At 72.0% G+C, this 22,138-nt stretch carries 20 protein-coding genes and 1 riboswitch; of the genes, 15 read left to right on the top strand and 5 right to left on the bottom strand.

Going from position 1 to position 22,138, the window contains the following annotated elements:
* The first annotated feature begins 85 nt into the window (after window positions 1-85).
* The 8 genes from AB8O64_RS06375 (at window position 86) to AB8O64_RS06340 (ending at window position 7,109) form a co-directional block, all read left to right on the top strand.
* Window positions 86-1,006 carry a DUF881 domain-containing protein gene (locus AB8O64_RS06375; RefSeq protein WP_370418272.1) on the top strand — a complete coding sequence of 307 codons (921 nt, stop codon included), beginning with the start codon at window positions 86-88 and terminating at the stop codon, window positions 1,004-1,006.
* A complete protein-coding gene (locus AB8O64_RS06370; RefSeq protein WP_003984969.1) occupies window positions 1,003-1,335 on the top strand; it encodes a small basic family protein in 333 nt (110 codons plus the stop codon). The genes AB8O64_RS06375 and AB8O64_RS06370 overlap by 4 nt, the downstream gene beginning before the upstream one ends.
* Before the next feature lie 5 nt (window positions 1,336-1,340).
* Entirely contained in the window at window positions 1,341-2,393 is a 1,053-nt protein-coding gene (locus AB8O64_RS06365) for a DUF881 domain-containing protein (RefSeq protein WP_370418269.1), read from the top strand.
* 130 nt (window positions 2,394-2,523) lie between these two features.
* Window positions 2,524-3,363 carry an FHA domain-containing protein gene (locus tag AB8O64_RS06360; RefSeq protein ID WP_370418267.1) on the top strand — a complete coding sequence of 280 codons (840 nt, stop codon included), beginning with the start codon at window positions 2,524-2,526 and terminating at the stop codon, window positions 3,361-3,363.
* A gap of 17 nt (window positions 3,364-3,380) precedes the next feature.
* Window positions 3,381-4,151 (top strand): MerR family transcriptional regulator, encoded by a 771-nt coding sequence (locus AB8O64_RS06355; protein WP_370418266.1) that lies wholly within the window; start codon window positions 3,381-3,383, stop codon window positions 4,149-4,151.
* A gap of 53 nt (window positions 4,152-4,204) precedes the next feature.
* On the top strand, window positions 4,205-4,678 hold the full coding sequence (locus tag AB8O64_RS06350) for a bifunctional nuclease family protein (RefSeq protein WP_184736688.1): 474 nt from the start codon (window positions 4,205-4,207) through the stop codon (window positions 4,676-4,678).
* Between the two features lie 179 nt (window positions 4,679-4,857).
* Window positions 4,858-5,472, top strand: a complete 615-nt coding sequence (locus AB8O64_RS06345; RefSeq protein WP_356457287.1) for a MerR family transcriptional regulator — start codon at window positions 4,858-4,860, stop codon at window positions 5,470-5,472.
* A gap of 92 nt (window positions 5,473-5,564) precedes the next feature.
* Window positions 5,565-7,109 (top strand): DNA polymerase IV, encoded by a 1,545-nt coding sequence (locus AB8O64_RS06340; protein ID WP_370418264.1) that lies wholly within the window; start codon window positions 5,565-5,567, stop codon window positions 7,107-7,109.
* Here the strand turns inward: AB8O64_RS06340 and AB8O64_RS06335 are convergent.
* Entirely contained in the window at window positions 7,079-7,456 is a 378-nt protein-coding gene (locus AB8O64_RS06335) for a PRC-barrel domain-containing protein (protein WP_370418263.1), read from the bottom strand. The two genes, AB8O64_RS06340 and AB8O64_RS06335, sit on opposite strands and share 31 nt — an antisense overlap.
* Window positions 7,457-7,626: 170 nt before the next feature.
* A riboswitch (glycine riboswitch) is annotated at window positions 7,627-7,734 on the top strand.
* Window positions 7,735-7,924: 190 nt separating this feature from the next.
* Between AB8O64_RS06335 and gcvP the strand changes: the two genes are divergently transcribed.
* Complete coding sequence (gene gcvP / locus AB8O64_RS06330; RefSeq protein ID WP_370418262.1) at window positions 7,925-10,810, top strand: aminomethyl-transferring glycine dehydrogenase; 2,886 nt, start codon at window positions 7,925-7,927, stop codon at window positions 10,808-10,810.
* Between the two features lie 123 nt (window positions 10,811-10,933).
* On the opposite strand, the gene AB8O64_RS06325 is transcribed toward gcvP, so the two are convergent.
* Both AB8O64_RS06325 and AB8O64_RS06320 read right to left on the bottom strand, forming a co-directional pair.
* Window positions 10,934-11,140, bottom strand: a complete 207-nt coding sequence (locus tag AB8O64_RS06325; protein WP_207303840.1) for a DUF5999 family protein — start codon at window positions 11,138-11,140, stop codon at window positions 10,934-10,936.
* Window positions 11,141-11,480: 340 nt separating this feature from the next.
* Window positions 11,481-12,071, bottom strand: coding sequence for a hypothetical protein (locus tag AB8O64_RS06320; protein WP_365208888.1), 591 nt, complete (start codon window positions 12,069-12,071; stop codon window positions 11,481-11,483).
* A gap of 485 nt (window positions 12,072-12,556) precedes the next feature.
* Here AB8O64_RS06320 and AB8O64_RS06315 point away from each other — a divergent pair, with 485 nt between their 5' ends.
* Both AB8O64_RS06315 and AB8O64_RS06310 read left to right on the top strand, forming a co-directional pair.
* Window positions 12,557-14,059 (top strand): glutamate--cysteine ligase, encoded by a 1,503-nt coding sequence (locus AB8O64_RS06315; protein WP_370418261.1) that lies wholly within the window; start codon window positions 12,557-12,559, stop codon window positions 14,057-14,059.
* A gap of 219 nt (window positions 14,060-14,278) precedes the next feature.
* Window positions 14,279-15,031, top strand: coding sequence for a CPBP family intramembrane glutamic endopeptidase (locus tag AB8O64_RS06310; protein ID WP_370423807.1), 753 nt, complete (start codon window positions 14,279-14,281; stop codon window positions 15,029-15,031).
* A 43-nt stretch (window positions 15,032-15,074) separates the two neighbouring features.
* Here AB8O64_RS06310 and AB8O64_RS06305 read toward each other — a convergent pair whose 3' ends face one another.
* A complete protein-coding gene (locus tag AB8O64_RS06305; RefSeq protein ID WP_370418260.1) occupies window positions 15,075-15,890 on the bottom strand; it encodes a PhzF family phenazine biosynthesis protein in 816 nt (271 codons plus the stop codon).
* A 374-nt stretch (window positions 15,891-16,264) separates the two neighbouring features.
* On the opposite strand from AB8O64_RS06305, the gene AB8O64_RS06300 reads away from it, so the two are divergent.
* The 4 genes from AB8O64_RS06300 to AB8O64_RS06285 all read left to right on the top strand — a co-directional run bounded on the left by AB8O64_RS06300 (window position 16,265) and on the right by AB8O64_RS06285 (window position 21,448).
* A complete protein-coding gene (locus tag AB8O64_RS06300; protein ID WP_370418259.1) occupies window positions 16,265-18,382 on the top strand; it encodes a glycoside hydrolase family 3 N-terminal domain-containing protein in 2,118 nt (705 codons plus the stop codon).
* 283 nt (window positions 18,383-18,665) lie between these two features.
* A complete protein-coding gene (locus AB8O64_RS06295; RefSeq protein WP_370418258.1) occupies window positions 18,666-19,190 on the top strand; it encodes a Clp protease N-terminal domain-containing protein in 525 nt (174 codons plus the stop codon).
* Between the two features lie 58 nt (window positions 19,191-19,248).
* Window positions 19,249-20,253 (top strand): EamA family transporter, encoded by a 1,005-nt coding sequence (locus AB8O64_RS06290; protein WP_365376601.1) that lies wholly within the window; start codon window positions 19,249-19,251, stop codon window positions 20,251-20,253.
* A 157-nt stretch (window positions 20,254-20,410) separates the two neighbouring features.
* On the top strand, window positions 20,411-21,448 hold the full coding sequence (locus AB8O64_RS06285; RefSeq protein WP_370418257.1) for a DMT family transporter: 1,038 nt from the start codon (window positions 20,411-20,413) through the stop codon (window positions 21,446-21,448).
* On the opposite strand, the gene AB8O64_RS06280 is transcribed toward AB8O64_RS06285, so the two are convergent.
* Window positions 21,435-22,121: a pyridoxamine 5'-phosphate oxidase family protein gene (locus AB8O64_RS06280; protein WP_370418256.1), complete on the bottom strand. Its 687-nt coding sequence runs from the start codon at window positions 22,119-22,121 to the stop codon at window positions 21,435-21,437. The genes AB8O64_RS06285 and AB8O64_RS06280 overlap by 14 nt on opposite strands.
* Window positions 22,122-22,138 lie beyond the last annotated feature (17 nt).

Here is a 22,138-nt window from a genome sequence, read left to right as displayed (position 1 = left end):
ACGGGACGTCGTCTCCCGGGTCCGGATCCGGCACGCCGGTGGGGCCATTGGGAGACGACGGCTCCGACGTGCGACGATGTGCGGCATGTCGCAGCAGCCCCCCGTTCGGAGCACCGCATCGCCGGCTCCGCGCCCCGATGCCTCCATGTCGCTGCTGACCAATGTCATGGACCACAGCCTCGACGACGGTTACGCCGAGGCCGCTGCCCGGCGCGCGGAGGGCGGCAAGGGGCTGCCGAGCACGCTCCGCGCCAAGTTGGGGATCGCCGCCGCCCTGTTGCTTGCGGCGGCGGTGGTGACGCTCGGTGCCGCGCAGGCGCGGATAGCGGCACCCACCCTGGCCAAGGAGCGCGAACAGCTCATCGACCGGATCGAGACCGAGACCTCGGCCGCGGACACCCTGCAGAAGAATGTCGACACGCTGCGGGACGCGGTCGGCGCGAAGCAGCGCGATGTCCTGGAGAAACACGGCGGGGACAGCGCCGAGTTGGTGTCGCTGCTCGCGGGGGCCACTCCGGCGCGCGGACCCGGGGTCAAGGTCGTCGTCGACGACGCCAAGCAGACCAAGCAGTCCGGCGCCGGGGGACCGCGGGAAAGCAGCGGGTTCTCCGATACGGGACGGGTGCGCGACCGTGATATGCAACGCATCGTCAACGGTCTGTGGCAGTCCGGCGCCGAGGCGATCGCGGTCAACGGACAGCGGCTGACGTCGCTGTCGGCGATCAGGGCCGCCGGTGACGCCATACTGGTCGACAACAGACCGCTGGTACCGCCCTACACGGTGCTGGCGATCGGCGACGGGCAGCGGCTGAGCACCGCTTTCCAGGACAGTGCCGACGGACAGTATCTGCATGTTCTCCAGCAGAATTACGGTGTCCGGGCCAGCATTTCCGCCGAGGGCGAGGTCCGGTTGCCGGCCGCGCCGAGCCTGCTCGTACGTACCGCACAGCCGCAGGGCGGTGGCGCGGAGAAACGCGGCACCGACACAGGGAAGGGCACATCGTGATCGCCGTATTGGGCCTCATCGTGGGAGTCGTGGTCGGACTGGTCGTCCGTCCCGTGGTGCCGACGGTGGTCGAGCCCTACCTTCCCATCGCTGTCGTGGCGGCACTCGACGCGGTGTTCGGCGGCCTGCGGGCGATGCTGGACGGAATCTTCGACGACAAGGTCTTCGTCGTCTCCTTCCTGTCCAATGTGGTCGTGGCCGCGCTGATCGTCTTCCTCGGTGACAAGCTCGGTGTCGGCGCACAGTTGTCCACCGGTGTCGTGGTCGTCCTGGGTATCCGTATCTTCTCCAACGCGGCCGCCATCCGGCGGCACGTGTTCCGGGCGTGAGGCCGATGAGCAGCGACGACACGCCGGAGAAGTCCGGAAAGCCGGAGCCGATCGAGGAGCCGGAGCAGCAGCGGAAGCCCGAAAAGTCCGGTGACAAAGCCGACAAGGGCGACAGCGGCGGGCTGACACCCCGGCCTGACGAAGGCTCGGCAACGGGAAAGCCGGACAAGCCGGACGAGGTGAGCCGGCCCGAGCGACCGGAACAGCCGGAACGTCCGGAACAGCCGGAACGTCCGGAACCCGCGCCGCACGAGGCCGACACGCCCGGGCCCGAACCCGTCCCCGGACCCGTGCCCGAACCCGGGACGTCGGCGGAAGAGCCTGCCGGGCCCACTCCGTTGACCGGTCGTCAACGGCTCGCCAAGGGGCTCTGGCCCCCGAGGCTGACGCGGGCACAGCTCATCGTGGCGCTGCTGCTGTGCGTGCTCGGGCTGGGCCTGGCCATCCAGGTGCGCTCGACCAATGACAGCAGTGCCCTGCGCGGGGCCCGCCAGGAGGACCTGGTGCGGATCCTCGACGAGCTGGACAACCGCACGAAGCGGCTGGAGGACGAGAAACGGCGTCTGGAGAACCAGCAGTCGGAGCTGGAGAGCAGCTCCAACCAGGCCGCCGAGGCGCGCAAGCAGACCGAGCAGAAAGAGGGACAGCTCGGCGTGCTCGCCGGCACGGTGGCGGCCCGTGGGCCCGGCATCGAGCTGACGGTCAGTGACACCAAGAGCAAGGTCGAGGCGGACATGCTGCTCGACGCGATCCAGGAGCTGCGCGCCGCGGGTGCGGAGGCGATCCAGATCAACGACGTCCGGGTGGTCGCCGACACCTATTTCTCGGGTGCCGCGGGCCGGGTGGAGATCGACGGCAAGAAGGTCTCGCAGCCCTACCGCTTCAAGGTCATCGGCAAGCCGCAGGACCTGGAGCCGGCGCTGAACATCCCCGGGGGTGTGGTGCAGACTCTGGAGAAGGAGCAGGCGGGCGTGGCGGTGGCCCGGTCTGAGAAGATCATTGTGGATGCCTTGCGCCCGGCGAAGCGGCCTGACTACGCTCGGTCGTCATCGCAGTGAGGCGGGCATGGACGAGTGCTCCAGGGGGAGCGTGGGAGGTTGCGGGGGGTCGGCGCACCAAGTTGGGGGCGCGTGGTGGAAACTGTGAGCTGACCACGGACGTTGTAGAGGTGTCCGGGTCGGACGGTGTGTGCATCGAGGGTTTGTCCTGCCCCACGGGCGGGTCTGTTTCGGTCAAGGGGAATCGCCCGTGAAGTTGTTTGGGAAGTTGTTCGGCAAGAGCGCACGCCAGGACGGCGGCTCCGCCCGTCACAGGGCGTCGCGTCCGTCGGAAGGCGGCGAGGGGGCCCAGGAAGGGCGTCCTCTGTTCCGGGACCAGGTGGGTGCTCCCGGAGGTGGCGTCCCTGGCGGTCAGGGCGCGTCCTCTGTTGACCCTGCCGCAGCCGGACGCATAGGTTTCGGAGCACCAGAGACCTCAAGTGCGGGTGGAGGGTTTGCCTTGCCGGTCTGTACGAGGTGTGGCCACCGGGCCGGCGAGGCCAGCCGGTTCTGTTCCAACTGCGGTGCGCCGCTGCGGCCCGGCGCCGCTGCCGAGCGCGCCTCGGAGACGACCTCGACCATTTCCATCTCCGGTCTCGAGGCGTACGACTCGGAGACCACCGGGCAGACGCCGATCCCGTCGCTCTCTCCGGAGGCCCAGGCGGCCGTCGACGCGCTGCCGCTGGGCTCGGCGCTGCTGGTGGTCAGGCGCGGTCCGAACTCGGGCAGCCGCTTCCTGCTGGACGGCGACGTGACCACCGCGGGCCGTCACCCGCAGAGCGACATCTTCCTCGACGACGTCACGGTCTCGCGACGGCACGTGGAGTTCCGCAGAGGACAGGACGGCGGTTTCACCGTCACGGACGTCGGCAGCCTCAACGGCACGTACGTCAACCGGGAGCGCATCGACACGGTTCCGCTGTCGAACGGCGACGAGGTGCAGATCGGTAAGTACCGTCTGGTCTTCTACGGCAGCCAGCGCGGCATCTGACCCCGCGAGGGAAGGCCATGCTTCGAACATCGTCAGGCGGTACCGGATCCTCCGGTGCCGCCGGCGCGGACGGCCGGCTGGTGAGCATCGGCACGGTGCTCAATCTGCTTCGGGACGAGTTTCCCGAGGTCACCATCTCCAAGATTCGTTTTCTGGAGGCGGAGGGCCTGGTGGAGCCGCAGCGCACCCCGTCCGGCTACCGCAAATTCAGCGCGGAGGATGTGGAGCGACTGGGGTTCGTGCTGCGCATGCAGCGTGACCACTACCTTCCGCTCAAGGTCATCCGGGAGCAGCTGGACGCCCTGGCCCGGGGCGAGCGGGTGCAGCTGCCCGCGCCGGGGCAGCCCAGGGATGCTCTCGACGTCCCGGTGGCCCCCATCGGTCCGGAGGCCGTGGAGGCCGTCTCCAAGCCGCCTGCGGCCACGCGCATCGGCCGTGCCGAGCTGTTGGCCGTCACCGGCGTGACCGAGCCGGAGCTCGCGGAATGGGAGTCGTACGGGCTGATCGGCGCCCACCCGGACGGCGGATTCGACGTCGATTCGGTCGCGGTGGCCAAGCTCGTCGCGGATCTGGGCCGTTTCGGCCTGGAACCCCGGCACCTTCGCGCCATGAAGGCCGCCGCCGACCGTGAGGCCGGACTGGTCGAACAGGTGGTCGCACCCCTGCGGCGGCACCGTAATCCGCAGACCAGGGCGCACGCCGAGGCCACCGCGCGGGAGCTCGCCGCGCTGTCCGTACGGCTCCATGCGGCCCTGGTGCGCAGCGCCCTGAATCCGCGCCCGTACTGACCGGAGGGTGGCCCGACTACCCAAACCTGCCGGGCACGTCCTAGGGTTGCTGTGTGAACGAGCTCGATGTCGTGGGTGTCCGGGTGGAAATGCCCTCCAACCAGCCGATCGTGCTCCTGCGTGAAGTGGGAGGCGATCGCTACCTCCCCATTTGGATCGGACCGGGGGAGGCGACGGCCATTGCCTTCGCCCAGCAGGGCATGGCCCCCGCCCGCCCGCTGACCCACGACCTCTTCAAGGACGTGCTGGACGCCGTCGGGCAGCAGCTCACGGAGGTCCGCATCACGGACCTGCGCGAAGGGGTCTTCTACGCGGAGCTGGTCTTCGCCAGCGGCGTGGAGGTCAGCGCCCGGCCGTCCGACGCCATAGCGCTGGCGCTGCGCACGGGCACGCCGATCTACGGCAGTGACGGGGTGCTGGACGACGCGGGAATCGCCATCCCGGACGAGCAGGAGGACGAGGTGGAGAAGTTCCGCGAGTTCCTCGACCAGATCTCGCCGGAGGACTTCGGCACCAACAGCCAGTGAGGCGCGCCCGCGGTCCCCGTAGGCGCGGCCGCGGCGCATTCGAGTAGCCCTTCCCGGCGCTGGGACACGTAAAACCACTCTCTGGGTGATTATCACTCGGCGTGCCGAGTGTGGCGATCGTTGACGCACCCCGGGTGACTGCCTACCGTCGAGAAGGCAGGTCAAGGACGGAGGTCGGCGTGAGAAGCACGGGCGACGGTACGGCGGTCGGCGGTCCGTATCCGCTGCATGGGGGAACGGTCGAACCCGGACCCCGTCATGGCGCTCCGGCGGCGGTCGGCGCGCCGCAGGAGCCGGGGGACGACCACGTCGGGTATCGCGGTCCCACGGCGTGCGCGGCGGCGGGCATCACCTATCGCCAGCTGGACTACTGGGCGCGGACGGGGCTCGTGGAGCCGAGCGTGCGGCCCGCCTACGGATCGGGCAGCCAGCGGCTCTACAGCTTCCGGGACGTGGTCGTTCTCAAGATCGTGAAGCGGCTGCTGGACACCGGGGTCTCCCTGCAGAACATCCGCACCGCGGTGCAGCATCTGCGGGCGCGGGGCATGGCCGACCTGGCGCAGATGACGCTGATGAGCGACGGCGCCACGGTCTACGAGTGCACCTCGCCCGACGAGGTCGTCGACCTCCTCCAGGGCGGGCAGGGCGTCTTCGGGATCGCCGTGGGGGTGGTGTGGCGCGACGTGGAGAGCGCGCTGGCCAAGCTGCACGGGGAGCGCGTCGACACGGGCGAGACGCTCATCGGCCACAACCCGGCGGACGAGCTGGCGAGGCGGCGCAACCGGGTCGGCTGAGCGGCCCGCCGCCCGGCCTTCCGGCGGCCCAGGGGAGGGCGTTCCATCGCACGTCCGTGCGATTGTCAGTGGTGTAGGGCAGCATCGAAGACGTGAGAGCCGCACCGACCATCCTGCACCTGGACATGGACGCGTTCTACGCCGCGGCGGAGCAGGCGGCCAAGCCCAGCCTGCGCGGGAAGCCCGTGGTGGTCGGCGGGATCGGCGCCCGGGGCGTCGTGGCCACCGCGTCCTACGAGGCACGGGCCTTTGGTGTGCATTCCGCGATGGCGACCGCCCAGGCGCGACGGCTGTGCCCCAATGCCGCCTATCTGGCTCCCCGCTTCACGCTCTACCGCGAGGTGAGCGAGGTGGTCATGGGATTGCTCGGGGAGCTGTCCCCGCTGGTGGAGCCGCTGAGCCTGGACGAGGCGTTCGTGGATCTGGAGGCCGGCGGCGTCGAGCCCTCCTCGGCGGTCGTGCGGGCGGTGGGGGAGCGGCTGCGACGGGACATCCGACAGGCCACGGGGCTCAGCGGGTCGGTGGGGCTCGCCGGCTCCAAGATGCTCGCGAAGATCGCCTCCGAGCAGGCCAAGCCCGACGGTCTCGTCGTCATCGAGCCGGGCACCGAGCTGGAGCTGTTGGCCCCGATGTCGGTGCGGGCCATTCCCGGCGTCGGACCGGCCACGGCCGAGACGCTGCGACGGGCCGGGCTCACGACGGTGGGCGATACGGCCGAGGCGGGTGAGGCGGAGCTGGTGCGGCTGCTGGGCAAGGCACACGGCGCGGGGCTGTACGCCCTGGCGACCGCCCGCGACACCCGCCCCGTGGTGGCCGAGCGGGACGCCAAGTCGGTGTCCGTGGAGGACACCTTCGAGGAGGATCTCACCGACCGCACGCGCGTGGAGCTGGAGCTGGCGCGGCTCGCCGACCGCTGTGTGCAGCGGCTGCGGGCGGCGGGACGGTCCGGGCGCACCGTTGTGATCAAGGTGCGGAGCTACGACTTCTCGACGCTGACGCGCTCGGAGACGCTGCGCGGGCCGACGGACGACCTCGGGGTGGTGCGCGAGGCCGTGCGGCGGCTGCTGGACGGCGTGGACACCACGGCGGGAGTGCGGTTGCTGGGGGTCGGCGTCACCGGGCTCGCCGACTACACCCAGGAGGACCTCTTCGCCCAGGCGGCAGCTACGGCCGAGGCCGCCGCTGTCGCGGAAAGACCACCGACCGCCGAGGCGGAGGGGGAGCCGGCCCCACAGGAGGCGGCCGGGCGACGGCCGCGGCGCTGGGTGCCCGGGCTGGACATCCGGCACACCGAGTACGGGGCCGGCTGGATCCAGGGCAGCGGGGTCGGCCGGGTCACTGTGCGCTTCGAGCAACCGTGGTCCGCACCCGGCCGGGTGCGGACGTTCGCTGTGGACGACCCCGCGCTCGAGCCGGGGGAGCCGCTGCCGCTGATCAGAGCCGCGTGGGAGCAGCGGGCGGAGTCGCCGGAGCCAAGGGACCCGGCTGCGCCGTCGGAGTCGGCTGCGCCTGATCCTGAGCCGTCCGAGCCGTCCGAGCCGTCCGAGCCGTCCGAGCCGTCCGAGCCGTCCGAGTCGGACGTCGGGCCCGGGGCCCGGGCTGACGGTCAGCCGCTGGCCGGTGGTGTGTCCGGCTGAGCGCCGGGCCGAGGGGCGGTCCCGGCATCCGGCGGGGGGAGGTCGAGCCCGTAGTGGTGGTAGAGCTGCAGTTCCTGTTCGGGGGACAGGTGGCGGCCGACCCCGAAGTCCGGGGCGTCCTTGATGAGCTCCCGGTCATAGGGGATGCGCAGGGCGTCGTCCTCGACCCGGCTCGGTTCCAGCGGCACGAACGCGTCCCGGCTGAACAGCCCGGTGCGCACCGCCGCCCACTCCGGTTCCCCGGTCGCGTCGTCGAGGTACACCTCGTCCACGGTGCCGATCTTCGCGCCATTGCGGTCGAACGCCTTGCGGCCGATGAGACTCCGCGGATCGATATCGGTCTGCACGGTTCCTCCCGTGGTCGCGCCTGCCCTCCGGAACTCCAGCGACCTCCGAGGCCCCCGGGAAAGCACAGAGAAGCACAGAGAAGCCCTGAGGACCACGAAAAGGCACAAAGCGGGAACCGGCCACTCGAGGGATCCGCTTGGACCCGCGCTGGTAGGCTGACAGTGGCTGCAGACCCCACGCGGGAGAGTCCTCCGAGATCCTTTGACGGGTTCGACGGGGGCGCCGAAGGAGCAAATCCTCCCCGGAATCTCTCAGGCACACGTACCGCGCGGACGAGGTCACTCTGGAAAGCAGGGCGGGCCGGGTCGGGTACAGCGCGACGAAGCCCCTCCTCACCGACGGTGAAAGCCGGACCGCCCCGTGCGGCCCGGTGAAGCTCTCAGGTTGAGATGACAGAGGGGGAGGCCGTCCGGGTACCCGCGCCGTGGTACCCCTCGCAGGTCGCAACGACCAGGAGGCCTCCGCAGATGACAGCCCACCGCATCTCCCTTTCCGACCTGGAGCGTGGCACGCCGTTCGAGCACCGCCACGTGGGGCCCGACAGCGCGGCCCAGGCGAAGATGCTCGCCCAGGTAGGGTTCGGCTCGCTCGACGAGCTCACCGCCGCCGCCGTACCGGCCGTGATCAAGAGCACCGAGGCGCTCCGGCTGCCCGACGCCCGCAGCGAGGCCGAGGTCCTCGCCGAGCTGCGCACGCTCGCGGACCGCAACGAGGTCCTCGCCCCGATGATCGGGCTCGGATACCACGGCACCTTCACCCCGCCGGTGATCCTGCGCAACGTCATGGAGAACCCCGCCTGGTACACGGCGTACACGCCCTACCAGCCGGAGATCTCCCAGGGCCGGCTGGAGGCGCTCCTCAACTTCCAGACCGTCGTCGCCGATCTGACCGGGCTGCCCACCTCCGGCGCCTCCCTGCTCGACGAGGGCACCGCCGCGGCCGAGGCCATGTCGCTGTCCCGGCGCGTGGGCAAGGTCAAGGACGGCGTCTTCCTCATCGACGCCGACGCGCTGCCGCAGACCGTCGCGGTGATACGCACCCGCGCCGAACCGACCGGCGTCGAGGTCGTCGTCGCCGACCTCTCCCAGGGCATCCCCGACGACATCGCCGAGCGCGGCGTCTTCGGTGTCCTCCTGCAGTACCCCGGCGCCTCCGGTGCCGTGCGCGACCCGCGCCCGGTCATCGAGCGGGCCCACGAGCTGGGCGCGATCGTCACCGTCGCCGCCGATCTGCTCGCGCTGACCCTGCTCACCTCGCCCGGCGAGCTGGGCGCGGACATCGCGGTCGGCACCACCCAGCGCTTCGGCGTGCCCATGGGCTTCGGCGGTCCGCACGCCGGGTTCATGGCCGTGCGCGAGAAGTTCGCCCGCAGCCTCCCCGGCCGTCTCGTCGGCGTCTCCGTGGACGCGGACGGCAACAAGGCCTACCGCCTGGCCCTCCAGACCCGCGAGCAGCACATCCGCCGCGAGAAGGCCACCAGCAACATCTGTACCGCGCAGGTCCTGCTCGCCGTCATGGCCGGGATGTACGCGGTCTACCACGGCCCGGACGGCCTCGCCGGCATCGCGCGGCGTACGCACCGCTACGCCACGCTGCTCGCCGAGGGCCTGCGCGCCGGCGGCGTCGAGGTCGTGCACGGCGCGTACTTCGACACCCTCACCGCGCGGGTGCCCGGCCGGGCGGCCGAGGTCGTCGCCGCCGCCCGCGAGCGGGGCGTCAACCTGCGCCTGGTCGACGCCGACCAGGTCGGCATCGCCTGCGACGAGACCACCACGCGTGTCCAGGTCGCGTCGGTGTGGTCCGCCTTCGAGGTGGACGCCGACATCGAGGCGCTCGACGCCCAGGTCGCCGAGGCGCTCCCCGAGGGGCTGCTGCGCACCGACGAATACCTCACCCACCCGGTCTTCCACCAGCACCGTTCCGAGACCGCGATGCTGCGCTACCTGCGCCGGCTCGCCGACCGGGACTACGCCCTGGACCGCGGCATGATCCCGCTCGGCTCGTGCACCATGAAGCTCAACGCGACCACCGAGATGGAGCCGGTCACCTGGCCCGAGTTCGGTGCGCTGCACCCCTTCGCGCCGGTCGAGCAGGCGGGTGGCTATCTCACGCTCATCACCGAGCTCGAGGAGCGGCTCGCGGAGGTCACCGGCTACGACAAGGTGTCCATCCAGCCGAACGCGGGCTCGCAGGGTGAGCTCGCGGGTCTGCTGGCGGTGCGGGCGTACCACCGTGCCAACGGCGACGAGGGGCGCACCGTCTGCCTGATCCCGTCCTCCGCCCACGGCACCAACGCCGCGAGCGCCGTGATGGCCGGCATGAAGGTCGTCGTCGTCAAGACCGCCGACGACGGCGAGGTCGACGTCGAGGACCTGCGCGCCAAGATCGGGCAGTACCGCGACGAGCTGTCCGTGCTGATGATCACCTACCCGTCCACGCACGGTGTCTTCGAGGAGCACGTCGCCGACATCTGCGCGGAGGTCCACGCGGCGGGCGGCCAGGTGTACGTCGACGGCGCGAACCTCAACGCCCTGGTCGGCGTGGCCAAGCCGGGCGAGTTCGGCGGCGACGTCTCGCACCTGAACCTGCACAAGACCTTCTGCATCCCGCACGGCGGCGGTGGCCCGGGCGTCGGTCCGGTCGCCGTCCGCGCCCACCTCGCCCCCTACCTGCCCAACCACCCGCTGCAGCCCACCGCGGGCCCGGCGACCGGCGTCGGACCGATCTCGGCGGCCCCCTGGGGCTCCGCCGGCATCCTGCCGATCTCCTGGGCGTACGTCCGGCTGATGGGCGGCGAGGGCCTCAAGCGCGCCACGCAGGTCGCGGTGCTCGGCGCCAACTACATCGCCAAGCGCCTGGAGCCACACTTCCCCGTGCTCTACACCGGTCCGAACGGCCTGGTCGCGCACGAGTGCATCGTGGATCTGCGGCCGCTGACCAAGGCGACCGGCGTCAGCGTCGACGATGTCGCCAAGCGCCTGATCGACTACGGCTTCCACGCGCCGACGATGTCCTTCCCGGTGGCCGGCACCTTGATGATCGAGCCCACGGAGAGCGAGGACCTCGCCGAGCTGGATCGTTTCTGTGAGGCGATGATCGCGATCCGTGCCGAGATCGAGAAGGTCGGCTCGGGCGAGTGGGACAAGGACGACAACGCCCTGCGGAACGCCCCGCACACCGCCGCCTGTGTGGCCGGCGACTGGGAGCACCCGTACAGCCGTGAGGTGGCCGTCTTCCCGTCCGGGGTGTCCGCCGCCGACAAGTACTGGCCGCCGGTGCGTCGCGTCGACGGCGCGTACGGCGACCGTAACCTTGTCTGCTCGTGCCCCCCGATGGACGAGTACGACGGCTGACGGGCCGGGGGATTGAATCCCCGGGGCTGACACACGTCGGGGCCGGTTCGGCGATTGCGCCGGGCCGGCCCCTTCTGCATGCGGTGTCCGTATGCGGTTTTTTCGCGCTGTGCGGTGCCGGCACTAGGCAGCGGTCACCACGTGCTCGGTGCCCAGCGGCCGGTGCGGTGCGATGATCTGACCGTCCGGCAGCAGCTCACCGGTGTCCTCGAAGAACAGGACCCCGTTGCACAGCAGGCTCCACCCCTGCTCCGGGTAGTGCGCCACGAGATGGGCGGCTTCCCGGTCGGTGGAGTCGGCTGACGGGCATGCGGGCTGGTGCTGGCACATGGAAGCATTCTTTCGCTGCGGTGTGGTCTGTGTCCTGCGGCTCGATGCGGTGGTCATGCCGCCCCCCGTTTGTGAATCGTTCGGTCGCTCCCAGTGTTGCCCTACGGGCGTGATTCCGCAGGGATTTCCCGGCAGCTCTCCTCACAGGGAGGAGACGCATCACCCGTGCGGGCGGTTGCTGCCAACAAGACGGCCCCTTTGGGGGGTTCGGGGTAGTCAATGTGGGCTAAGCCTGAAGGGTGAGGGCACTGAAGCGCCCCGCGACCGGCGGGTCGCGGGGCGCTCGGTGTTCGTAGCGGGACGGTTGGTTCGAATGCCTGCCCGGCCGGTCGACCCTGCGTCAAGCCGCCGGGTTCTTCAGACGTGGGGCGGGGGCGAGCCGGTGGGTGAGGACGGTCAGCAGATCGGCGACCCGGTGCGGACGGTGGGCGGCTATTCCGGGCGGGGCGGGAGCGAGCGGCACCAGCAGATCACCCGGGCCCGGGACGCCCGACGAGGCGTCGGCGGTGATGTCGGCATGCAGCCAGAGGGTGAGCATGTAGAGCTCGGGTACGGACAGCAACCGCGGCTGATACGGCGTGGCCATCGACTCGGCCTGTCGCAGGGCCAGTTCGGTGGAGGCGACGTACGGCCCTTCGAAGAAGTACGAGAACACCCAGCCGTCGGCGGTCAGCGTCGTCTCGCCCGCGGCCACCGCCCGCTCACCTCCCTTGATCAGAAAGCGCCAGCCGGTGAGCCGGGTGCGCGGCGCGCCGCTCCGGGCGGTCACGTGCTCCAGGACGTGGACGGGCAGCGGGAGTTCGGCGGTGAGGGGGCCTTGGGCGGACTTGAGGGAAGGGGTGCGTGCCTCACGGACCGCGGTCGGGGAACCGAGGGCCGTCAGGACCGAGCGGAGGGCAGGCGCGGGGGCAGGGGGGACATGCAGGGGCATGGCGGGTCGCCTCTCACTTCGGAGACACGGTGATGCTGGGCAGGTGCTGACGACGCTGTCGGTGTGCAGGGTCAGAGGGGGGCCGGGACCGACTGCCAGGGCGCCTACTCTCTGCCTTGTTCATGGAGTTTATACGACACATGTTCACGGGGTGTTTCCGCTAGCGGTCGCGAGTATTTCCGGCAAGGGGAAATCCGGGCCCGGTTCCGGGGTGATTTCGGTGAATTTGTTCCCGGCCCGCTCTCGTGACCTCGGAATCTGCCCCGGATACGGTCGGCCGAATCTCGTCGGTGTTTATCACCAGCGCAATGCGATATGCCCGGGGTGTCGCGTCATGCCGACGGAATGTGCCGGAGTGCGCTTCGGCCCGAGCCTACCGGGTATGTGGCACCGGCATGGCGTTATCGATCACATTGCCTGGGCATCATCGATGCTGACACGAGCGCCTGGCGCCGCGGGCGACCCACGTGAGGAGGGACCCGTCGATGGGTGAGAAGGTCGTGGCCGAGGGGTTCGACCTCGCTGACCGGCAGCGGTACCGGGACAAGCTCCGGCAGTGTCTGTGCGGGCTCGGGAGGCTGCTGGAGGAGAAGCGGTTCGACCGCCCCAGGAATCTCATGGGTGTGGAGATCGAGCTGAATCTCGCGGGTCCCGACGGGATGCCGAGCATGATGAACGCGAAGGTGCTGGAGCGTATTGCGAGCCGTGATTTCCAGACCGAACTGGGGCGGTTCAACCTCGAAGTGAATATCGTGCCGCACCGGCTGTCCGGGCGCGTCCTGGACCAGCTCGCCGAGGAGTTGCGCACAGGTCTTTCCTACGCCGACCGCAAGGCCGGGGAAGTCGATTCCCGGATCGTGATGATCGGTATTCTGCCGACCCTCACCCCGGAGGACCTGGTCTCCGCCAACCTCTCCGAGGCCGATCGGTACACCCTGCTCAACGACACGATCGTGGCCGCGCGCGGCGAGGATTTCACCATCGACATCGACGGCGTCGAGCGGCTGGCCTGCACCGCGAAGTCGATCACGCCCGAGGCGGCGTGCACGTCCGTCCAGTTGCACCTCCAGGTGACCCCGAGCCGGTTCGCCGCCGTGTGGAACGCGGCGCAGGCCGTCGCCGCCGCGCAGATCGCCGTCGGCGCCAACTCCCCCTTCCTCTTCGGCAGGGAACTGTGGCGCGAGTCCCGCCCGCCGCTGTTCGTGCAGTCCACCGACACCCGGCCGCCCGAACTCCAGGCGCAGGGCGTACGGCCGCGGACCTGGTTCGGGGAGCGCTGGATCGAGTCGGTCTACGAACTCTTCGAGGAGAACCTCCGCTTCTTCCCGCCGCTGCTGCCCATCTCCGCCGACGAGGACCCGATCCGGGTGCTGAACGAGGGAGGAGTGCCCGGGCTGCACGAACTCGTCCTGCACAACGGGACCGTCTACCGCTGGAACCGGCCCGTCTACGGCATCGCGGACGGCGTCCCGCACTTACGGGTGGAGAACCGCGTCCTGCCCGCGGGCCCCACCGTCCCCGACACCATCGCCAACGCCGCCTTCTACTACGGGCTGGTCAGGGCGCTAGCGGAGGAGGGACGGCCGGTGTGGACGCGGCTGCCGTTCGCCGTCGCCGGGGACAATTTCGACGCGGCCTGCCGGGACGGCATCGACGCCACCCTGCGTTGGCCCAAGGCCGGGCGCAACGGCACCCTGACCCGGGTGCCGGCCGTACGGCTCGTACAGGAGGAACTGCTTCCGCTGGCCGCCGCGGGGCTCGACGCGTGGGGTGTGGAGCCCGCCGACCGCGACCGCTACCTCGGCATCGTCGAGCAGCGCTGCCGGCGCCGGGTGAACGGGGCGTCCTGGCAGGCCGACACCTATCACCGGGCCCGGGACGCGGGCATGGACCGGGACCGGGCGCTGGCCGCCACCACCCGGCGCTACCGCGAGCTCATGCTGACGGGCGAGCCGGTGCACACCTGGCCCGTCGGCGTCGGAGCCTGACCCGGGGCCCCGGACCGTCCGCCGTTTGGCGGGCGCGAGGTCGTCGGGCAAGCTGGTGCCGACCATGGGCGACGCTCCTCTCCGCGGGTGTGAGGGCGGGAGGAAGTGGAGGCAGGTGTGCGACGAGGTGCGCGCGACGAGGCGGACGCTCCGCCCGGCGGCCTTTCCGGCGTTCTCCGGGGCTCGTCGCCCGGAGCGGCGGAGGCCCTCGGCGGGGGGCTGTCGCGGCGGACGCTGCGCGTCGAGCTGCTGCTCGTCCTGGCGCTGTCGCTCGGGGCCAGCGGCGTCTCGTCGCTGATCAGCTTTGTCGGCGCGGCCACCCGCCCCGGCGGGCTGAGCGACCAGGCCGCCACCCTCAACGCGAGCCACGCCCCCGGCCGGCCGTGGCTGGATCTCGCGTGGCAGGTCTTCGGCATCACGACCGCGCTGGTGCCCGTCCTCCTCGTCGCCCATCTGCTGCTGCGCGAGGGTGCGGGACTGCGTGCCATCGGCTTCGACCGGCTGCGGCCGGCTTTCGACCTGACGTGGGGAACGGCCCTCGCCGCGGCCATCGGCGGCACCGGACTGCTCTTCTACCTGGGTGCCCGCGCGGCGGGGTTCAACCTGACCGTGGTGCCCGAGGCGCTGCCCGACGTCTGGTGGAAGCTGCCGGTCCTGATCGCCTCCGCCGTGCAGAACGCGGTGCTGGAGGAGGTCGTCGTGGTCGGCTACCTGCTGCGCCGACTCGGGCAGCTGGGCTGGACGCCGATGGCGGCCCTGGCCGCCAGCTCCGTGCTGCGCGGCTCGTACCACCTCTATCAGGGCATCGGCGGTCTCCTTGGCAACATGGCCATGGGCGTCGTCTTCGTCCTGCTCTACCGGCGGTGGGGGCGCGTCGGGCCGCTGGTCGCCGCGCACGCGCTGATCGACATCGTGGCCTTCGTCGGCTACGCGCTGCTCGCCGGCAAGGTGGGCTGGCTGCCCACGGCCTGACCGGACCGGTCCCGGGGGCCGTGGGCGGAGGCGGGCGACCCCGTTACGCGAGCAGTTCCCCGTCGATGACGGTGACGGCGGTGCCGGTCAGCAGCGTGCGGTCGCCGCGCACGGAGGTCCGTACGAGCCCGGAGCGGGCGGACGCCTGGAGTCCCGTCAGGTCGTCGCGGCCCAGGCGCGCGGACCAGAAGGGGGCCAGGGCGGTGTGCGCGCTGCCGGTCACAGGGTCCTCGTCGATGCCGACGTTGGGAAAGAAGCAGCGCGAGACGTAGTCGTAGCCGCGTGCGGGGTCCTCGGCCGCGGCGGTGGCGATGATGCCCCGGCGGGAGTGCCGGGCGAGCGCCCGGACATCGGGGGACAGGCCCCGTACGGTCTTCTCGTCGGCCAGCTCCACCAGGAGGTCGCCGATGTGCTCTCCGGTGTCCAGCACGGAGAGCGGCTCGGCGCCGAGTGCGGCGGCGACACCGTCGGCGACGGTGGCCGGGGTGAGCGGCGACGTCGGGAAGTCCAGGGTGATCGAGCCGTCCTCGTGCGCGGTCGCGGTGAGGATGCCGCAGCGGGCGGAGAAGCGCACGGTGCCGGTGGCGGTGCCCGTGCTGTGCAGGACGTGCGCGGTGGCGAGCGTGGCGTGCCCGCACATGTCGACCTCGGTGGTGGGGGTGAACCAGCGCAGCGCCCAGTCGGCGGCGGCGTCCTGGGGCAGCCGGTGCGCGAACGCGGTCTCGGAGAGGTTGACCTCGGCGGCGATCCGCTGGAGCCGGTCGTCGTCGGGGAAGGTGCCCGAGTCGAGGAGCAGGACCCCGGCCGGGTTGCCGGCGAAGGGGCGGTCGGTGAAGGCGTCGACGATTCGTATCCGCATGACCGGACCGTAGAGGGCCAATGACCTGCTACGACACGGCCAATCCGGAAAATGTGGCCCGGTTCGGGGAGAGTGTCGTGCCTTGACGGTGCCTCAGGGCGCGGAAAGACTCCTCCGGCATCCGACAGAAACGGAGTGCCGCCATGTCTTTGCGTCCCCGTGGGAATCGCGGAATCCGCCGGACCCGCGCGCGTGGTCGGTGCCGTGCGTCGCGATGGCGGTACCCCACCTCCGCGCTCGCCGCCGTTACCGCCTGCGCGGCCGCCGTCGGGGCCGTCCCCGCGGGGCCCGCGGCCTCCTCGGGCGAGGCCGGGCCGCTCTACAGGGACGCTCGCGCCGCTCCGGAACGGCGGGTACGGGATCTGCTGGACCGGATGACGCTCGACGAGAAGATCGGGCAGATGGACCAGATCGCCGTGGCCCGGATGCAGGGCGACTGCCGAGCCGGCGGCGGCGAACTCGTCGAGAGCTGCATGAAGACCGTGCTCGGCGACCACGCCACCGGGTCGGTGCTCTCCGGTGGCGGCATGGGGCCGCCGAGGAACACACCGGGCGACTGGGCCCGCATGGTCAACGCGGTGCAGCGGTACGCCGTGGAGAGGACCAGGCTGCACATCCCGGTGCTGTACGGGGTCGACGCGGTCCATGGCCACAACAACGTCCTCGGTGCCACCGTCTTCCCCCATCAGATCGGCCTCGGCGCCACCTGGGATCCCAGGGCCGCCGAGGCCGTCGCCGCCGGGACCGCCCGGGCCGTCGCCGCCACCGGCATCGACTGGAACTTCGCGCCCGTCGCCGACCTCGCCCGCGACCAGCGCTGGGGCCGCTACTACGAGACCTACGGCGAGGACCCCCTGCTCGCCGGAACGCTGGCCGCCGCCCACGTGCGAGGAACCGAGCGGGCGCGGGGCGCCAAGCGGGTGGCGGCGACGGTCAAGCACTTCGGCGGCTACTCCGAACCGGCCAACGGGCACGACCGGGTGCCCGCCGACGTCTCCGCGCGCTACCTCCAGGACACCCTCCTCCCCCCGTACCGCACGGCGGTCGAGGCCGGGGCGAAGAGCGTCATGGTCAATTCCGGCGCCCTCAACGGCGTACCGGCCACCACCTCCCCCTACCTGCTCACCAAGGTGCTGCGGAAGCACTGGGGGTTCACCGGCGTGGTGGTCAGCGACTGGGAGGACGTCCGCGCGCTGCACACCCGGTACAAGGTGGCGGCCGACTACCCGGGAGCCATCGCGCTCGCGGTCAACGCCGGCGTCGACATGACGATGGAGCCCCACGAGGCGCGCCTGTTCACCGAGGGGCTACGGGCGGCGGTACGGCGCGGGCTGGTCAGCCGGGCGCGGATCGACGAGGCGGCCGGGCGGGTGTTGCGGCTCAAGTTCGACCTCGGGCTCTTCGAGCACCCGTACGTCGACGCGGACCGGGCCGACGCGGCGGTGCTCGGCGCCGACCGGGACCTCGCCCGGCGCGCCGCCACCGCGTCGCAGGTGCTGCTGCGCAACGAGAAGAACACCCTGCCCCTCGGCCCGGCGGCGAGGAAGATCGTCGTCGCGGGGGACCACGCGGACGACATCGACAGCCAGGCCGGGGGCTGGACCGTCGGCTGGCAGCGGGTGCCCGACGGGGTGCGGCTGCCGGGTACGACCGTGCTCGACGGCATCCGGCGCGCGGCACCCGCGGGCACCCGGATCGTGCGTCCGAAGGACGCGGCCGACGCCGCGGCGCAGGCCAGGACCGCCGATGTGACGGTCGTGGTGGTCGGCGAGAAGGCGGCGGCGGAAGGCGAGGCCGACAGCCCCCGCCCCGAACTCGCGGCGGACCAGCAGGCGCTGGTGAAGTCTCTGAAGGCGAGCGGCCGGCCGGTCGTGGTGGTGATGATCGCCGGAAGGCCGCTCGCGCTGGGGGACGCGGCGGGGACCGAAGGGCTGCTGATGTCCTGGCTGCCGGGCACCGAGGGCGGGCACGCGGTCGCGGACGTGCTGTTCGGCAAGGCGAACCCGGGCGGACGGCTGCCGGTGTCCTGGCCCAGGAGGACCGGGAACGAGCCGGTGCACCACCAGCAACTGCCCGGGACCAACGCGGGAGCCGAATCCGCGCACGACGTCGCGTACGACTTCGGCGCCGGGCTCTCCTACACCGGCTACGACTTCGACGCGATCGCGCTCGGCTCCTCCTCGGTGCCGGCCGGTGCGGACGTGCGGGTGAGCGTGCGGGTACGCAACACCGGCGCCCGCGACGGGGAGACGGTCGTGCCCGTCTACGTCTCCCGGCCGGTCAGTAGGGTGCTGGCCCCGCCGCGCAGGCTGGTGGCCTTCACCAAGGTGTGGCTGGCGGCGGGTGAGGCGCGGACCGTCCGGCTCACGGTCCCGGCACGGGTTCTCGCGGTGACGCCGGGCGACCTCGACGGCTCGGGGACGCCGCGCGTCGAGCGCGGGGAGTACACCTTCACGGCCGGGGAGCGGCGGGCCACGCTGCACGTCACCTGAATGCCACCCGGCAGTCCCGGCGCGGCAGCCGCGCGCGGTCGTCCGATGACGGGGGCGGAGCGAAGGGGGCGGAGCGAAGGGGGCGGAGCGAAGGGGGTGCGCGGCGTGACGATGTGCCGGTGTGTACGCGGCGTGCGGACCAATGCTGCACGCCCCCGAGACGGGATCCGGCCCCCTCCTCCTCAAGGATGAGAGCCTGATCGTCCGTACCCAACTGGCGTCGGATGCGGGAATGCTCCCTTCCGGGGATGCTCCGTCAGGCCGGGACTGATGGGGTGGGAGGGTGCAAAGCCGTACGCCTGACACCGGATCGGTCGACGCCGCGAGCGAAGGCCCGCTCAGCGCGCAGTTGGCCTTCGCGGTCGTGAGGGCGCGCCGGCGCGCCCAGCGCGACGGCGACCGGCAGGTCGACACCGCGCATCTGCTGCACACCCTGCTGGAAGCCGATCCCACGGTGTCCCGCGCCTTCGACGGCGGACCGGCCCAGGTCGCGCGGCTGCTCGGCTACCTCGTCCAGCGCACCATCGGCTACGGACTGCGCTGGCGCGGCACCGTCGAGGGCACCTGTCTGCCGCCCGCGACCGGTGACGGGGGCGTGCCCCGCTGGTCGCCCGCCGCCGCCACCGCGATGGAGGGCGCGCGGGCCCGCGCCCGCGCGCGGGGAGCGGACCGGGTGGAAGGGCTCGATCTGCTGGCGGCCCTGACCCGCGACCGCCGGTGCCGGGCCGTCCATGTGCTGCGCCGGGCCGGCGTCGACCCCGACGCCCTCACCACGCGCCTCGACAACCTCTTCGGTCTGGAGCGGTAGCGCATTCGCCAGGAGCCAAAGGGGTGACGCTCCTGACATCGGCTGCCATGATGCAGCGATGCAATCGTCTCCACACAAGAGCACGGGCAGGGTCGCGGGCCTCGGGCCCGCTCTGGTGTCCGCGCTCGCGTTCGGCGGCTCCGGCGTCGCCGCCAAACCCCTGATCGAGGCGGGCCTGGACCCGCTCCACGTGGTGTGGCTCCGGGTGGCCGGGGCGGCGCTGGTGCTGCTGCCCGTCGCGTGGCGGCACCGCGCCCTGGTGATGCGCCGGCCCGCGCTCCTCGCGGGCTTCGGGCTGCTCGCCGTCGCGGGTGTGCAGGCCTGTTACTTCGCGGCCATCGCCCGGATCCCCGTCGGGGTGGCCCTGCTGGTCGAGTACCTCGGCCCCGCCCTGCTGCTCGGCTGGGTGCGGTTCGTCCAGCGACGTTCCGTCAGCCGGGCCGCCGCCGTGGGCGTCGTGCTCGCCGTCGCCGGTCTCGCCTGCGTCGTGGAGGTGTGGGCCGGGCTCGGCTTCGACGCCGTGGGCCTGCTGCTGGCCCTCGGTGCGGCCTGCTGCCAGGTCGGCTACTTCGTCCTGTCCGATCACGGCGGCGACGGTGACGAGCCCGTCGACCCGGTCGGGGTCGTCGCCTACGGGCTGCTCGTCGGCGCCGGGCTCCTGACGGTGGTCGCGAGCCCCTGGACCATGGACTGGCAGGTGCTCACCGGACGGGCCGAGCTGGCCGGTGCGGCCGTGCCGGCCGCCCTGCTGCTCGCCTGGATCGTGCTGGTCGCGACCGTGGCCGCGTACCTCACCGGGGTGCTTTCCGTGCGCCGCCTCTCGCCGCAGGTCGCCGGGGTGGTCGCCTGTCTGGAGGCGGTCGTCGCCACCGTGCTGGCCTGGGTGCTGCTCGGCGAGCACCTGTCCACGCCGCAGATCGTGGGCGGCGCCGTGGTGCTGCTGGGCGCCTTCATCGCACAGACCTCCACGCCCAAGGCGGCCCCGGCCGCTCCGGTGGCCGGCGGCGGAGGCGCTCCGGTCGGTGCCGAGGGGGAGTTGTCGCGGGAGTCCCGTCCGGCTTAGTGTGCTGATCATGCCGATGACTGTTCTGCCGCCTCCCGCCGCGTAGCGCGGGCGGCCGCTCCCGGAGGACCGGGCTCGGGGCGATGCCCCGGGCGGATCGCCGCTGCCCGCACAGGGGACCACGCGATCACCTCTTGTCTTCCGCGGGAGAACAGTCATGCCACGCTCCACCCTTTCCCCCTGCCCTGCGACGGGCGCCTCCTCCGTGCTGCCCCCGGGCGACCGGCCGTTGGCGTCCGGGCCCTCCGTCGGGCGCGGACTGCTCTACGTGGCCCTCGCGGCCGCCTCCTGGGGCACCACGGGCGCGACCGCCGCCCTGGCCTTCGACAGCAGCGGGCTCGGTCCCGTCGCGCTCACTTTCTGGCGCACGGCCGGGGGCCTCGTCCTCCTGCTCGCCGCATGGGCCGTGCGCTCGCGCCGGGCGCGGGTGCGCCCCGTGCGGGCGCATGAGCCGAGGCGGCGCCGGGTGGTCCGGACGCTGGTCACCGGCGTGGGGCTCACCGTCTTCCAGACCGCCTACTTCGGGGCGGTGGACGCGACGGGGATCGCGGTCGGCACCGTCGTCACCCTGGGGGCCGCGCCCGTGCTGGTGGCGCTCGGCGGCAGACTGCTGATGGGCGAACGGCTCGGCGCGGGCGGCCGGGTGGCCGTGTGCGGCGCGCTCCTCGGGCTGGCCGTGCTGATGCTGGGCAGCGACGGCACGGGCGCGGTGCGGCCGGCGGGTGTGGCCCTCGGGCTGCTGTCCGCCGCTGGATACGCGCTGGTCACCCTCACCACGCGGTTCCTGGGCCGGCGGGGCGCGGGCGCCGACCCGTTCACCACGACGCTGACGTCCTTCGCCGTCGGCACGGTCTGTCTGCTGCCGCTCGCGGCCGCCGAGGGGCTGTGGCCGCACGCGCGTGAACTGGGCCGCACCTTGTGGCTGATGGGATATCTGGTGACCGTGCCGACGGCGCTCGCCTACGGCCTGTTCTTCGCCGGGCTGCTGGTGGTGCGCGGCACGACGGTCGCGGTGATCACGCTCATCGAACCGGTCACGGCCGCGGTCATCGCCGTTGCCCTGCTCGGTGAGCACCTCACCGCCGCGACCGTGGTGGGCACGGCGGTACTCCTGTGCGCGGTGGCGGCGCTGGCCGTCGTCGAGGCGCGCGGCACGGCCGCCCCCGCGGCCGGGGGGCCGCTCAACGAGCGGTGAGATAGCCGGGGACGGGGATGCCCGGCGCGAGGTCGTCCGCGGGGACCGGGGCACCGTAGCCGGTGGTGAGGGGGACGACGCCGCTCCAGAAGGGGAGGGCGACATCCGCCTCGGAGTCCACCGGCCCGGCGTCGCGGACCTTGGCGGACACCTCGGTCAGATCGATGCCCAGCACGGCCGTCGCGGCCAGTTCCTTGGGCGACGCGGGCCGGGAGTCGGCGGCGCGGCCCGGCAGCACCTGGTCCACGAGGGCGTCGAGGGCGGCCTTCATCTCTTCCTCGTCCGTCACCGGCCGGGCCGTGCCGTGCACCACGACGGAACGGTAGTTGAGGGTGTGGCTGAAGGCGGAGCGGGCGAGCACGAGCCCGTCGACATGGGTGACGGTCACGCACACGGGAAGGCCGACATCGCTCTGCCCGGCGGTGCGCAGCGGGCGGGAGCCGGTCGAACCGTGCACGTAGAGCCGGCTCCCGACGCGGCCGTAGAGCGTCGGGAGGACGACGGGCGCCCCGTCGCGGACAAAGCCGAGGTGGCAGACATAGCCCGCGTCGAGTATCGAGTGGACCAGCTCGCGGTCGTAGTGGGCGCGCTCGCGGTGGCGGGTGGGAGTGGTCCGCTCGGTCCGCTCGTACGCGGACGGCTCCTGCGAGGCGGGGGCGACGGGTGCCGGCATTGCGCTCTCCATTGCAC

Source organism: Streptomyces sp. QH1-20, from assembly GCF_041283565.1.
GTDB classification, from domain to species: domain Bacteria; phylum Actinomycetota; class Actinomycetes; order Streptomycetales; family Streptomycetaceae; genus Streptomyces; species Streptomyces syringius.
This window is presented reverse-complemented; position numbering and strand designations above follow the sequence as displayed.